12 protein-coding genes and 1 pseudogene are annotated in these 12670 nt (G+C 45.5%); 3 read left to right on the top strand and 10 right to left on the bottom strand.

All coding sequences use genetic code 11. The features are described from left to right. Positions 1–64 precede the first annotated feature (64 nt). Positions 65–604, bottom strand: a complete 540-nt coding sequence (locus tag K5Q99_RS08695) for a PH domain-containing protein (protein WP_220591094.1) — start codon at positions 602–604, stop codon at positions 65–67. A 243-nt stretch (positions 605–847) separates the two neighbouring features. On the opposite strand from K5Q99_RS08695, the gene K5Q99_RS08690 reads away from it, so the two are divergent. Next, entirely contained in the window at positions 848–3406 is a 2559-nt protein-coding gene (locus K5Q99_RS08690) for a TonB-dependent receptor (RefSeq protein ID WP_220776627.1), read from the top strand. Positions 3407–3565: 159 nt separating this feature from the next. Then, a complete protein-coding gene (locus tag K5Q99_RS08685; RefSeq protein WP_220776626.1) occupies positions 3566–4198 on the top strand; it encodes a glutathione S-transferase family protein in 633 nt (210 codons plus the stop codon). 110 nt (positions 4199–4308) lie between these two features. Here K5Q99_RS08685 and K5Q99_RS08680 read toward each other — a convergent pair whose 3' ends face one another. The 6 genes and pseudogenes from K5Q99_RS08680 to K5Q99_RS22870 form a co-directional block, all read right to left on the bottom strand. Next, positions 4309–4809, bottom strand: a complete 501-nt coding sequence (locus tag K5Q99_RS08680) for a DUF4447 family protein (protein ID WP_106651586.1) — start codon at positions 4807–4809, stop codon at positions 4309–4311. A 30-nt stretch (positions 4810–4839) separates the two neighbouring features. After that, positions 4840–5247 carry an SMI1/KNR4 family protein gene (locus tag K5Q99_RS08675; RefSeq protein ID WP_011845817.1) on the bottom strand — a complete coding sequence of 136 codons (408 nt, stop codon included), beginning with the start codon at positions 5245–5247 and terminating at the stop codon, positions 4840–4842. A 439-nt stretch (positions 5248–5686) separates the two neighbouring features. Beyond that, on the bottom strand, positions 5687–6472 hold the full coding sequence (locus K5Q99_RS08670) for a RelA/SpoT domain-containing protein (RefSeq protein ID WP_220776625.1): 786 nt from the start codon (positions 6470–6472) through the stop codon (positions 5687–5689). A gap of 219 nt (positions 6473–6691) precedes the next feature. Next, on the bottom strand, positions 6692–8776 hold the full coding sequence (locus K5Q99_RS08665; protein WP_220776624.1) for a M13 family metallopeptidase: 2085 nt from the start codon (positions 8774–8776) through the stop codon (positions 6692–6694). A 273-nt stretch (positions 8777–9049) separates the two neighbouring features. Then, positions 9050–9199 (bottom strand): annotated as a pseudogene (locus K5Q99_RS22875) (DapH/DapD/GlmU-related protein); the annotation flags it as partial. A 229-nt stretch (positions 9200–9428) separates the two neighbouring features. After that, positions 9429–9578: a maltose acetyltransferase domain-containing protein gene (locus K5Q99_RS22870; protein ID WP_246604432.1), complete on the bottom strand. Its 150-nt coding sequence runs from the start codon at positions 9576–9578 to the stop codon at positions 9429–9431. 96 nt (positions 9579–9674) lie between these two features. Between K5Q99_RS22870 and rsuA the strand changes: the two genes are divergently transcribed. Beyond that, complete coding sequence (gene rsuA / locus K5Q99_RS08655) at positions 9675–10427, top strand: 16S rRNA pseudouridine(516) synthase RsuA (protein WP_220776652.1); 753 nt, start codon at positions 9675–9677, stop codon at positions 10425–10427. A 74-nt stretch (positions 10428–10501) separates the two neighbouring features. On the opposite strand, the gene K5Q99_RS08650 is transcribed toward rsuA, so the two are convergent. Genes K5Q99_RS08650 through K5Q99_RS08640 form a run of 3 tightly spaced genes read right to left on the bottom strand, consistent with a single transcriptional unit; the run spans position 10502 to position 12572 of the window. Next, positions 10502–11458, bottom strand: coding sequence for a DUF4097 family beta strand repeat-containing protein (locus K5Q99_RS08650; RefSeq protein WP_220776623.1), 957 nt, complete (start codon positions 11456–11458; stop codon positions 10502–10504). Continuing rightward, entirely contained in the window at positions 11455–12039 is a 585-nt protein-coding gene (locus K5Q99_RS08645) for an anti-sigma factor (protein ID WP_220776622.1), read from the bottom strand. The genes K5Q99_RS08650 and K5Q99_RS08645 overlap by 4 nt, the downstream gene beginning before the upstream one ends. Further along, entirely contained in the window at positions 12039–12572 is a 534-nt protein-coding gene (locus K5Q99_RS08640) for an RNA polymerase sigma factor (protein ID WP_220776621.1), read from the bottom strand. The genes K5Q99_RS08645 and K5Q99_RS08640 overlap by 1 nt, the downstream gene beginning before the upstream one ends. Between the last annotated feature and the right edge of the window lie 98 nt (positions 12573–12670).

The raw sequence follows: 12670 nt of genomic DNA, 5'->3' as shown, positions 1-12670 counted from the left end.
AACGCTAAGATAGTTGTTCAACATTAAAGGTAAAGTGATTGAACTGAAAGTCGTTTTATTTAATTTATCTATTTAATTGTTGGCTGAGCAAGGCTTCAATTCGTTTTAGGCTTGCTGCGATTTCGACTACGTTTTGTAATAACGCATCATCAGGTTGTACCGATGGGCTCGTTGAATGTAAGGGCATAGCAAGAAGCTCTTTTTGTTCTAATACGCGGGTTCTAAATTGAGGCGCATCAACTATGCCGACTAAGCTTATCAAGGCACCCGCGCCCGATTGCCCTGCGGTTTCTACCGTGAGTTTATGCAGACCAAATAGGCGCATAATTGGACCTTGGATCAATGCCATATCGGTAATTTTGTCCAAAGGTACTGTATTTTCGGTACGAGTTAATATTCCGCGGCGCACGATCAACTTATTACTGGTGAGCTCAGCACTCATATTACGAATATAGCGGCGGGTTCCCCACAGCCCGATTGGGAACCAAAGTAATAACAAGGGAATGCCGACTATGCTGAGGCTGAAATAGGCGGCCCCTGAAAGCAACCAATACAAACCTAGATTAGCGGCAAACTCTGCTCGATGAATGATCTTGTCTTCCATGTATCTTCCTTAAATTCTGATATTCAAGCATCACGATTTGTCACGTGAGTGGAATGTTCTAGTGCCTAGACCTTTTTGATTCTCGCAGAAGGAAAGCATATTGTCTCAACATGTAACAAAAGTTTAACTTTCATTGTGATCCCATTGACTTTGGTTTGTAACTCATTACCTTGTGTATTGTTAATTTATGGTTTTCTAATGGTTAATATAATTTTAATAAAATAGATAAAACAAGGGATATGTATGAACAGACCTCAGATTCTACCCAGTGCTTGTGCCATCGCGATTGCTTTAGCATTTGCGCCGACAGTAGTCCATGCAGCCGATAAAGGCGCAGAAAAAGTTGAACGTATTGAAGTAACGGGTTCTCGTATTAAACGTACAGATATCGAAGGCCCTTCCCCGATCCAATCGATCAGCAAAGACGATATTGCTAATATGGGGTTCGATAACCTACAGCAATTGCTCGAACGTATGCCTGCGAACGGTGCTGGTGCGTTTTCTACCCGTGGTAATAGCCAAGATTCAACTGCCAACGGCGGTGCATCTATCAGTCTACGTGGTTTAGGTCCTGATGCTACCTTAGTCTTGATTAATGGCCGTCGTGTTGCTGCGAGTGCTTTTGCTGAAGGTATCACTAATTCTTTCGTGGATATCAATAATATCCCTGTTTCAGCTATCGAACGTATTGATATTCTTAAGGATGGTGCCTCGGCTATTTATGGTTCTGATGCGATTGCGGGTGTGGTCAACATTGTCCTGAAGAAAGACATTGAGGGCATTGAAGTCAACCTAGGCTACGGTGATGCTTCAGGTACGGGTTACAATGAAACTACGGCGAACATGGTTTGGGGGATGAAATCCGATAAGGGCAGTGCCTCTATCATTCTCGACTATTTTAAAAATGATACTTTAGCAGCAACGGATTTAGGCCGTTTTGGAACTGCAGATCAGAGTCCTTACGGCGGTGAAGATTCGCGTTCTTCCCGTGGTTTTCCTGGATATTTTTATGTGGATGGGGTGCCGACAGTTGACCCAGCTTGTCCTGCCGATCGCAATATAGACGGTGAAGTTTGTGTCTTTGATTATGGTCCGTATAACCTTGTTGTGCCTGCTGCTGAACGTGTGGGTGCTATTGGTCAATTCGAATATCACTTTAATGATGATTTAACCGCTTTTCTCGAGTTAGCTGCCCAGCACAATACATCGGAAGCGGGCGGTGCGCCGACGCCACTTGATGAGAAAGCTGGCTTAACCGTACCTGGAACTCATCCAAATAACCCTTGGGGTAAAGATATTGACATCGGTCGTTTCCGTACTGTTGATGCGGGTGCGCGTCGTTGGGATATTGAATCTGATACTCTACGTTTAGTCGCAGGTTTACGCGGTGTAGTTAAAGACTGGGACTGGGAAGCTTCGGTGCAAAAGGGGCGCAGTGAGTCAACTCAAACGGGTGACCGCAGCCAAGGTTGGGTCAGAACCGATTACTTGCAACGTGAAATCGATGCGGGTCGCTACAATCCTTTCGGTGGCACCATGAACTCCCAAGATGTCATTGATGATATTACCACCAGTCTAGTGCGCCAAGGTCTGTCAACCATGACTTCCTATGCGGCGAATATCTCAGGTCAAGCATTTACCCTTGCCGATCGCGATATCATGATGGCGGCTGGAGTTGAATATCGTGAAGAAGCCATCAGCGACGAGCCGGATGAGCAATTTCAACGTGGATTGATTTTTGGTACCGAAGCTGTTTCAGCTAAGGGCGATCGCGATCAATGGGCGGCGTATACTGAATTTTCTATCCCAGTAACAGATAACTTCGAGCTGCAACTTGCGGGTCGATATGATCACTACAGTGATTTTGGTTCAACCACTAATCCTAAGATTGCTTTCCAATGGGGTATTAGTGATGAGATAACGGCGCGTGCCTCTTGGTCTACTGGGTTCCGTGCGCCTTCATTAGCGCAAATTGGTTTAGGTCCATCTGAAGAAAGTAGCTTCCTAATTGATAAATATCGCTGCGCAGCCGACGGTCAAGGTTGTACCTTGTCTGATGAAACGACTGAGTTTGCAGGTAACCCAAAGTTAAAGGCTGAGGAGTCAGAGACTTGGAATATCGGCATGATATGGGCGCCAAGCCAGAAGTTCGATATTGGTTTCGATATCTACAGCATCACTCAAGATAATAAGATTGATAAGTTGTTACTGCAGGATATTTATGACGCTAATTGTAACGATCAGAACAGCACTGTGTGTGTGCGCCTAGCACCTCAAGCTGGTCAAACATTTGGCGCACTAGATGTGATCCGCTCAAGCTTTGTTAACTTAGGTTCGCAAGAAGTTCAGGGTATGGATGTGTCGACCCATTATGGATTCGAACTCGATAGTTATGGCGACCTTAAGTTCGGTCTTGAATGGAGTTATCTGCATAACTTTGAAAAAGATGATACTCATCAAGTGGTCGATTATACCGGAGAGTATAAGTATCCGAAGAATCGTTGGTTAGCGACAACCAACTGGACTATGGATAACTTTGCCGCCAATTTAAATTTGAGTTATATCGGTGAGTTTGAAGATTTCAACAAAACTCGTACAATTGATGCTCAAATTTTAGTCGACATGTCAGGTACTTATCGCTTCAATGAGATGTTCAAGCTGACACTAGGCGTGAACAACGTATTTGACGAAGAGCCACCATTCGCTATAGGTGATGGTGATACCGACCTCTACGGTTACGTGACATCAGTACATAATCCAATGGGTCGCTACATTTACACTAAACTCTCAATGAACTTCTAATATCAAGCCTACGAGTTCTATAGCTCAGTGTTTTATATCAAAGTATAGTGAAATCGAAACGGCGCATTAAGCGCCGTTTTTTATGGGCAGATTTGCACTAACGCAAACTCAGTGTATCTTCGTTAGGACACGAATTAACCGGACTAAAAGGACGTTGCAATGATCACTTTATATGGCACACCGCGCAGTCGCGCATTACGAGTTGCTTGGGTGTTGGAAGAGTTACGGGTTGATTGGGATTTTTCCTTTGTGGATATGACTAAAGGTGAGCATCGCAGCGCGGCATTTTTAGCGATAAATCCCTGTGGTAAAGTGCCTGTGCTAACGGATGCTGAGCTAGTGTTATCTGAATCTGCAGCGATTTGCCTTTATCTCGCAGAAAAGTATGGCGAGGGTAAGTTGCTGCCACCAGTGGGGAGTAACGCTTCGGGTTTGCACCATCAATGGGTAAGCTTCATCATTACTGAGCTTGAGCAGCCGCTTTGGACTTTGGGTAAACATAAGTTTGCCTTGCCTGAGGCGCAGCGTCATCCGCAGATCATGCCTTGTGCGGTATGGGAGTTTGATAAGGCGGTGGCATTGGCCGAAGCCATGTTGCCTGAAAGTGATTTCTTGCTCGGTGATGACGTTTCGGTGGCGGATATTTTACTGGCCCATACCTTAATGTGGGGCACATTGTTTGAACAAACTATTCCACCTAAACTCGCCGCTTATCGCGATAGGTTGTCTGCGCTGCCGTCGCGTCAATCGGCTTTACAGAAGATGGATGCTGTGGTGGCAGCTAAGGGGTAATCATTCTAAGCCACTGATTATATGAGAATCATTATGAAAATATAAAAAGGGCAGATAGTGATATCTGCCCTTACTGTTAATGCGAGTGCTAAGCTTCTGGATTTGCACGCTTATAGCTGAGTCGCGGCCCATTTAGCACGGCTTTCGCGGCTTTCGCTCATTTTGGTCGGTTCACGGAAGGCTTTATAGGCTTCCACGTCCAGTGCGATTAAGCTGACGTCGACTTCTAGGACCAGTTTGCACTCTTTCTTGATGCGCCAAGCTGCCGTGTTGTACAGCTCAGTAAAAGGCAATGAACTTAAAAATTCGGGGTTGTATTGAGTGTAAATGGCTTGAGTGGGGTACACCACAAAAGCTAAATGACGCTTAGGTTCTTTTTTAAATAGTTCTTCGATACCATCGCAGGTGTTGAGCACTTGCATCTCAATGATGTCATCAATATCAAGCAGTTTCTTTTGCGCCAGCTCAGGTGCTGCTTGTTCGCCACTTTCCCAGGCTAATACATCGGCTTCGCTATGGTTAGTTAGCGTGCCAACTTGAGCCGCACTTAAGCTCAGTGATTGGCGTAAGTAGCTCATTTCGATGGCATTCAAGCCAATGTTTTTAGACATAATCGTGTTCTCAATGCAATAAAAGTAAAATTAGTATTTAATCTTTAGCCAGATTTCTTCAACCCATTCCCAGAACGACTCCCAATAGATATCGGTAAAGCCGCCGTTTTTCCAGAAATGCACTTGGCCATCTTGGTCGATACAGTAAAAGGCATCGCCCTGCTGACAAATGGCAATCATGTCCCTTGGCATACCGATGGACCACGCATAGCAAGTCACTTCGGGCAGATAGGTGTGTGAGTAAGGATCCGATGCTGTTACTGGCTCTATCGTGCCGTAAATCACATCACTGGCATACAGCAGGTATTCTTTTAGCTCCCGCGGCAATGAAATCAGGATTTGCTCTTCAACTTCGACGAGCTGCTCAAATGTGGGTAATTCGAGTGGTACAGGAACAGTTTCGCTGCGTTCTTGGAGTTGCTCAATGATGTCGTGCATGGCGTTTCCTGCTGATAGGGCTATGGCGCGGGATTATATACCCAAACAACCTGAAGATGCAGGATTCAGCGAGAATTTAACGCACTTTAGGCAAGGCGGCTATTTGCAGACCTAGCGGGCTAAGTTAAAAATAGTCAACACTGCATAAAGTGTGTTAAAGCTCGCCAGGAAGGAGTGCCTAGGGCACTTCACTTCCGTGTTGCATCAATTCAAAAGGTGGCCGACATTCTGTCATTGATGCGCCTTGAATTGAAGCACCCTAGGCACTCTGAAACTCGTATCTTCAGGTTGCTTGGGTATCGACTTAAAAAGACGTTCGATGCGAGAGAGTGCTTTTTTTCAGCTGATTTTTAATATGGTTTTTCAGGCGCTGTAAAATATAAAAAAAAGCGCTGGCACCTTTGCAGGAGACCAGCGCAACAGTGGAAGCGGTTGTGGGTTAAGCGACTGAGACTCTTAATAAACTGGCTTCATCGACTCGCTTATAGTTAAGCCATGCTTTGTGGTACAGCTTGTGTGATTCTTGGCGTAATTGGGCAATCTGTGCCAGCTCAAACTCACTGAGTGATCTTTGCTGTTTACGGGCATTGGCCTCAATCCTTTGCACTTTTTCATATACCTTGTGCTCTGGGCCACTTTTGATATCGGCGATATCCTGCAAGTGTAATTGCACCTCGGCAATCATCCCTGATTGGGGTAAACGTACCAGCAAGTTGAGATCGCGATAGCCTGAGGCTTTAGGTTCAGCAAAGCGGTTTTTTTGTTTCACAACTTGGGTCTGTTCGTTCAAAGTTTGATAAGCCTTCATCAGATCTTGAATGCTGTCGGTCACGATACTTGCCCTTGCAAGGTCGGTGATTTGACTGGCATCACCGTTAAATTTTGTCGCCACTTTGTCGGCAGCTCTTTGATAACTTTTCACCGGAGGAATAATCACTTGCGTCTGTGAATGATGGCCAATTCGGGTAAGCAACTGAGCCAGCTCAGTCTGAGCATCATAGGCTTGGTGATGGAGAACAGATAAGTCATTCGAGGCTTGACGAGGCGCATCAAAGGTCTGACTGCTGAGTGCGTATAGACCTTGTAGATCGTGGCTTTGTGCCTGCCGTGCACTGTAATTACCACGTTCTGTTTTAGTGTCACTGACGTCGAGAGAATTTGCTACACCAGCGCGGCTCGATAATAAAAGTAGAAAAATAAAAAAGGTGCGAAATAACTTAGTCATGCGGCCTACTTCCTTATGGGTGAGTGGTACAGGTCACACATCCACCATAGGCTTCTTTTGCTTAATTAAAGCTGAATCAATCATGAAGACTTGTTCATCTTGCGCATGGGGTCACTTCATAACTCAGTGGTTTAAGGAAATAAAAATGGCGCCACCTGTGACAGTGAGCGCCATTGTTGTGGCTCAGCTTATGCAGCCGAGCGGCGATTTAAATTAGGCTTACCAAATTTTTACGCGTTTTTCAGGGGCTATATACATAGCATCACCGGGTTTCACATCATAGGTGGTGTAGAACTCAGGCATGTTAGATAGGGCACCCAGAGCGCGGAATTCCGCAGGTGAGTGTGGATCGGTCGCTACGCGATTACGCATGGCTTCTTCTTTGGCCTTTGCACGCCAAATTTGCGTGAAACCGATGAAGAAACGTTGATCGCCAGTTAAGCCATCGATAACCGGCGCTTCTTGACCATTGAGTGATTTTTTATAGGCGCGGTATGCGATAGTCACGCCTGATAAATCACCAATGTTCTCACCTAGCGTTAAACCACCGTTGACGTGCAAGTCGTCAAACACATAGTAACCATCGTACTGTGCGATCAGCGCTTGGCCGCGAGCAGAAAACTCTTTTAAATCTTGCTCTGTCCACCAATCACGCATGTTGCCTTCGCCATCGAACTTAGCGCCTTGGTCGTCAAAACCATGGCCCATTTCGTGACCGATTACCGCACCAATACCACCGTAGTTGACTGCATCGTCAGCCGCCAAATTGAAGAATGGTGGTTGCAGAATGGCCGCAGGGAAGACGATTTCGTTCATGGTTGGGTTGTAGTAAGCGTTAACCGTTTGTGGGGTCATGTGCCATTCGTCTTTGTCGATTGGCGCGCCCAGTTTGGCTAATGACTTAGCATGTTCAACTTCGCTGGCACGAGTAGCGTTACCGATTAAGTCGTCAGCTTTAATGCTCAGCTTGCTGTAATCTTCCCACTTGTTCGGATAACCGATTTTCGGGTTGAATTTGGCTAATTTATCCGCCGCAGCCACTTTAGTGCTGTCGCTCATCCAGGTTAAATCTTTGATGCTGTCGCCGTAAGCGCCACGAAGATTTTCCACCAGTGCTTGCATGCGGTCTTTGGCTTCAGGCGTAAAGTGACGTTTAACGTACACTTTGCCGACAACTTCACCCAGCATACCGTTAACAGAGGCTACGCCGCGTTTCCAACGTGGTTCTTGCTCTTCTTGACCGTTTAAGGTTTTAGAGAAGAAATCGAAGTTTTCGTTGTCTAGCGCTTCACTCAAATAGTTCGCTGCATGCGTCAGCACTTGCCATTGCATGTAGGTTTTCCAAGTAGCTAAATCGGTCGTTTTTAACACCTCGTTCAGACCTTGGATATAGCTAGGCTGGTTAACAATGATGTCGGTTTGCTTATCCGCACCCAGCGCTGTTAAGTAAACAGTCCAATCGATATCCGGTGCCAATGTTGGCAGATCTTTCACTTGATATAGATTGTAAGTTTTCGTGCTATCGCGGTTTTCAACCACATCCCAATGCTTAGAGGCAATGGCCGTTTCTAGGGCAAGAATAGACTCAGCGCTGGCTTTAGGATTAGCAAGACCCGCAAGAGTAAACATCTTTTCTATGTGGGCTAGGTAAGCCTTACGGATATTAACGAAGCGTTCTGACTCGTTAAAGTAGTAGTCTTTTTCTGGCAGGCTTAGGCCATATTGATAGAGATGAGTCGCGTAACGGCTAGAGTTTTTCGCATCGATATCGATATAAAATGCCATAGGCGTACCCGCACCAGCGATTTGGCTGTGGGCGAAGTACTTCACCAATTCATTCTTATCTTTTAAGGCGTTAATGGCATCGAACTCACCTTGGATTGGTGTCACGCCCAGTTTGTTGAGTGTGTCAGTATCCATAAATGAGCGATATAAGTCGGCTACTTTTTGCTCGTCTGTACCAGCGGCGAGATTTGGCGTTGCTGCTACTTCTTCGATAATGGCTTTTACATCGTCACGTGATTTTTCACGTAAATCGTAGAAAGCGCCAATGCTAGTACGATCGGCTGGGATTTCAGTGTTTTTCAGCCAAGTTCCGTTAACATATTTGTAGAAATCGTCCTGTGGGCGAACCGCTTTATCAAAATTAGCGAATTCAATACCAGAGCCCAGTACCTGAGTCACTGCCGCTGCGGCGGCTGTTTTAGCGGTTTCAGGTGCTTTAACTTCGGCTGGCTTGTCATTACAGGCAGTCAGGCCTGCGATAAGTGAGGCACACAGTCCCCCAATGAGTACTTTTCTCATGTCGTTTCCTTCGAGTTTATTATTGTGCCCATTATTGGGGCTGTTATTTTTTTGCAAAATGGGATTGCTTCAGGCGCAATGAACTATGTTAATGCCTTACTAGGAATCTAAACAAGGTCATTACAGTTTTTATCGCGGATTTATCTTGAGTCATATGTAACTAAAGGTTACCAGTTACAGTCTTAAGCTCATTAGCGGCGAAGTTACCGTATGCAAGCCTTTTCAGGTAAGCGAGTACTTAGCTTTCGCATTTTTTACACACAATCAAATTAGCTGCCTGATCGGCTTCGCGGGGTTACCAGCGACCACAGTTTTGGCGGCCACATTTTTTGTGACTACAGCACCTGCGCCTATGATGGCGTCATCACCAATAGTGACGCCTGGCATTATGATAGCGCCGCCACCAATCCATACCCGTTTACCGACCTTAATTGTTTTAGCGGTTTCTAAACCTGAGCAACGCAGCTCGGCATCGAGTGGGTGGCTCGAGGTATAAAATTGTGCATTGGGGCCGACCATAGTCTGCTCGCCAATAGAAATAGGTGCATTATCCTGCAAGGTGACATTCACATTGATAAACACTTTATCGGCAAGGGATAGATTGACGCCATAACTGATAAAAATCGGCGTAGATATTGTTGCGGCTGGAGATTTATGGGGGGATGAGCTGCTGACAGAGTTGGCTATATTCTGTATTTTCTTGGTCAATTATTTGATTTAATTGTCGATTTAGCCGTTGCTGCTGAGCGCGTAAACTTAATAGTTCGCTGGCAAGGCAGTCATATTCTTGGCCTGAGATCATCTTTTGGAATTCAGTCATGTTATCTTTCCCTAGGGTGACTGTTGTCAATACGTAAGGGCTTAGATAGAAACACATCGCGTGCTGAGCAGCAATTCTTTGCCCTTTGAAGTGGTCGGCCTCATAATATGGCAGTTTTCTTTATTGAAGTTGAGTATTAACGTGCGTTTAGACAAATTTATCTGTGAGAGTACCCCACTGACTCGCTCATTAGCGAAAAAAGCCCTGCATCGCGGTGATATCACTTGCGATGGCATAGTCGTTAAAGACTCGGGCTTTAAAGTGACTGAAGATATGCGTGTTTGTCTCGAGGGCGAGCCTATTGCCTTAGTGGGCGTACGTTATTTAATGCTCAACAAACCAGTCGATACCATTTGTTCAACGATTGATGAAACCTATCCATCGGTATTGAGCTTAGTGGATGTGCCTAAGCCTGAAACCTTGCACATTGCTGGTCGTTTAGATGCCGATACCACAGGGCTAGTGCTGATCACGACCGACGGCCAGTGGTCGCATAAAATCACTTCACCGAAGAAAGAATGCGGTAAACGCTATTTAGTGCAACTCGCCGAACCTGTGGATGCTGGCTTGATTGCAGTGTTTGCCGCTGGCGTTGAATTGCGCGGTGAAGATGGCTTAACTAAGCCTGCATTGCTGGAGATTATTGAGCCGCAATTAGTGCGACTCACCATCACTGAAGGTAAGTACCATCAAGTGAAGCGTATGTTTGCCGCTGTGGGCAATCATGTGCAAGGGTTGCATCGTGAAAGTGTAGGGCAAATTGAATTAGACCCCACCTTAGCACTGGGTGAATGGCGATATTTGACGGCTGAAGAGATAGCTTCAGTCTGATGAGTTTGATGTAAAAAATGCCGCCCGAGTTTTACTTTGGCGGCATTTTTATTTGTGCTAAATAGCTTTTATTATTACTGTTTCTTTAAAATCAGATTACCGCTGATGGTATTCATCTTCACGTTGGCTGCACCAGAGCCTGTTTGGAATGATAACTCTGTGCTTGGTACATATTTTTGTTTTTGCGGTACATCTTGGGTTAAACCGTTGTTGATTTTTCCACCAGGACCACCATCTAAGTTGAAGCTTGCATCGGGAACATCATTAAAGATCACGGTAATATCGCCGCTCACACTTTCTAAATTGGCTCTGTTGAAGTTTTTCGCCAGTGATACTTTTGAGTCACCGCTGACGGTTCTGAGTACGATTTCCTTTGCGAGGCTAAAGTTAGCATTCACTTCGCCAGAAACTTGTTCCACCGTGACTTTTTCTGCCTGAGTTTGGCTATTTAAGTCGCCGCTAACGAGACGATAGTTCATTTCCCCTTTGCTGTCAGTGTCTTGAATCGTGCCGGATACGGTTTCTAATTTGATTTTCCCATCAAGTGCTTTGGTTGTGATATCGCCAGAGACGGTATTTAACTCAGGTTTACCACTGAGGTTGTTAGCTTTGATATCGCCACTGACGGTATTTAAATCGAGTTCACCTTGGGCTTCGGCAACTTGCAGATTCGCTGAAATAGTGTCTGCATTGAGTTTTACTGTTTTTGGTACTTTAATGGTGAGCTGCGAGCCCTTGTCATTATTGCCATTATAGTGGCGAGGCATCTTGTCTTCGATATTCAGACTGTTTCCCTGTTGCTCGAACACAAAACCTTCACTCAATTCATCGAGTGTGCCTGTGACACTGACTTCACTCTTATCCCAGGTTTGAATCGTCACATCGCCGCGCTGGACTTTGATCTGCAGTTGGGTGTCGCTGCCAATACTAAGCTGTTTATCAATGCTTTGCGCTGCTAACACATTGCCCATTAAGCCTAAACAGAGTGTCGAAACCAATAGGCTAGCTTTAGTGAGATTGCGGTTACTCATAGGGTGTTTCCTTGTGTCGAGTTTCTAATGGGTAATTTTTGGCCCTGTTGTAATAGGTCGAGCTCACGCTGCTGCACCCAAAGCCAGAGTTGCCAAAGTTGTTTATTGGTTGGATTTGCTTGTAAAGCTTGGTAAATCTGTGTTGCCGCGAGCCTTAGCTCAGTTAAACCTTGCTCAACGGGTGCGCTGAAGCTGCTCGTTTGCCACATTAGCGCATTTGGCGCCTGTTCTAGGTTGTCCACTTGCGCTTGGTGTGATGTTGCAATTTGGGTGAGTAATAAATGTAAGGCCGCATCCCCTGGTTGCTCTGGCATAGCTTGGTTCTGGGCAAGCTCTGTCTGCTGCATTATGAATGAGTTGAAATAGGGCAATTGGGTATATCCCAATGCCGCTAGAATAATAAACGAAGCCGCTATCGCCCAAGCGTGACTCTTCTGGGATGTGTACGTTTGGGGTATCAGCGTTTTATCCATGCGTTTTTCAATGCCTTGCCACAGATCATGTGTAGGCGACATCTCTTTGGGCGCGCTATTGATCAATTGCTCAAGCTGTTGTTCACGGGAAAGCGGCGTTAACGTCATTACAGCATCTCCTGTAGTAGTTGCTTAGCTCTATGGTATTGGGTCTTGCTGGTACCGACGGCAATGCCGAGTAAGTCAGCGATTTCATCATGTTGATAACCTTCGATTGCACAGAGTACGAAAACCATGCGAGCGCGTTCTGGCAGTTTGAAAATTAACTTATCTAATCCGCTATAGCTGCTATCAGAGCTTAAGGGTTCAGTTTCTTGTTCCAGCGGAATAAATCGTGACCAAAAGGACTTTTGTTTACGAATGCTGCTCAATGCCTGATTGACACAAATACTGTGTAACCAAGTGGAAAACTGACTCTCACCTCGAAATTGTGGCAACTTCTGCCACACTAAAATAAAACACTCTTGGGTAATTTCTTCAGCCATGGTTTTATGACCACAAAGGCGCAGTGATAGGGCGTAAATACGTTGGTAATGGCTTTGATACAGCAACTTGAAGGCAGTTCTGTCTCCTTGGCTCGCTAAGGTGACCAGTTCAAAGTCAGACATCGCGCCATTGAGTGGGAGGATCCCTGCTGTCACTGTAATTTCCTGCCATAATGATTGAGTGTTGTAGTTTTGACGCAGTGGGCGCTACAAAAGGTTTGGAACCTTAAAAAATATATTTTATTTAGATCAAT

Source organism: Shewanella hafniensis (assembly GCF_019655335.1).
Classification (GTDB): Bacteria; Pseudomonadota; Gammaproteobacteria; order Enterobacterales; family Shewanellaceae; genus Shewanella; species Shewanella hafniensis.
Note: the sequence above shows the minus strand (reverse complement) of the source record. Positions and strands in the feature narration are given on the sequence as shown.

Bases quoted from the DNA above. Each gene is read 5' to 3' on its own strand.
- K5Q99_RS08675 (WP_011845817.1), bottom strand. From the start codon at position 5,247: ATGCACGACATCATTGAGCAACTCCAAGAACGCAGCGAAACTGTTCCT.
- K5Q99_RS08680 (WP_106651586.1), bottom strand. From the start codon at position 4,809: ATGTCTAAAAACATTGGCTTGAATGCCATCGAAATGAGCTACTTACGC.
- K5Q99_RS22870 (WP_246604432.1), bottom strand. From the start codon at position 9,578: ATGATCTCAGGCCAAGAATATGACTGCCTTGCCAGCGAACTATTAAGT.
- K5Q99_RS08645 (WP_220776622.1), bottom strand. From the start codon at position 12,039: ATGACGTTAACGCCGCTTTCCCGTGAACAACAGCTTGAGCAATTGATC.
- K5Q99_RS08690 (WP_220776627.1), top strand. From the start codon at position 848: ATGAACAGACCTCAGATTCTACCCAGTGCTTGTGCCATCGCGATTGCT.
- K5Q99_RS08650 (WP_220776623.1), bottom strand. From the start codon at position 11,458: ATGAGTAACCGCAATCTCACTAAAGCTAGCCTATTGGTTTCGACACTC.
- K5Q99_RS08670 (WP_220776625.1), bottom strand. From the start codon at position 6,472: ATGACTAAGTTATTTCGCACCTTTTTTATTTTTCTACTTTTATTATCG.
- K5Q99_RS08685 (WP_220776626.1), top strand. From the start codon at position 3,566: ATGATCACTTTATATGGCACACCGCGCAGTCGCGCATTACGAGTTGCT.
- K5Q99_RS08695 (WP_220591094.1), bottom strand. From the start codon at position 604: ATGGAAGACAAGATCATTCATCGAGCAGAGTTTGCCGCTAATCTAGGT.
- K5Q99_RS08665 (WP_220776624.1), bottom strand. From the start codon at position 8,776: ATGAGAAAAGTACTCATTGGGGGACTGTGTGCCTCACTTATCGCAGGC.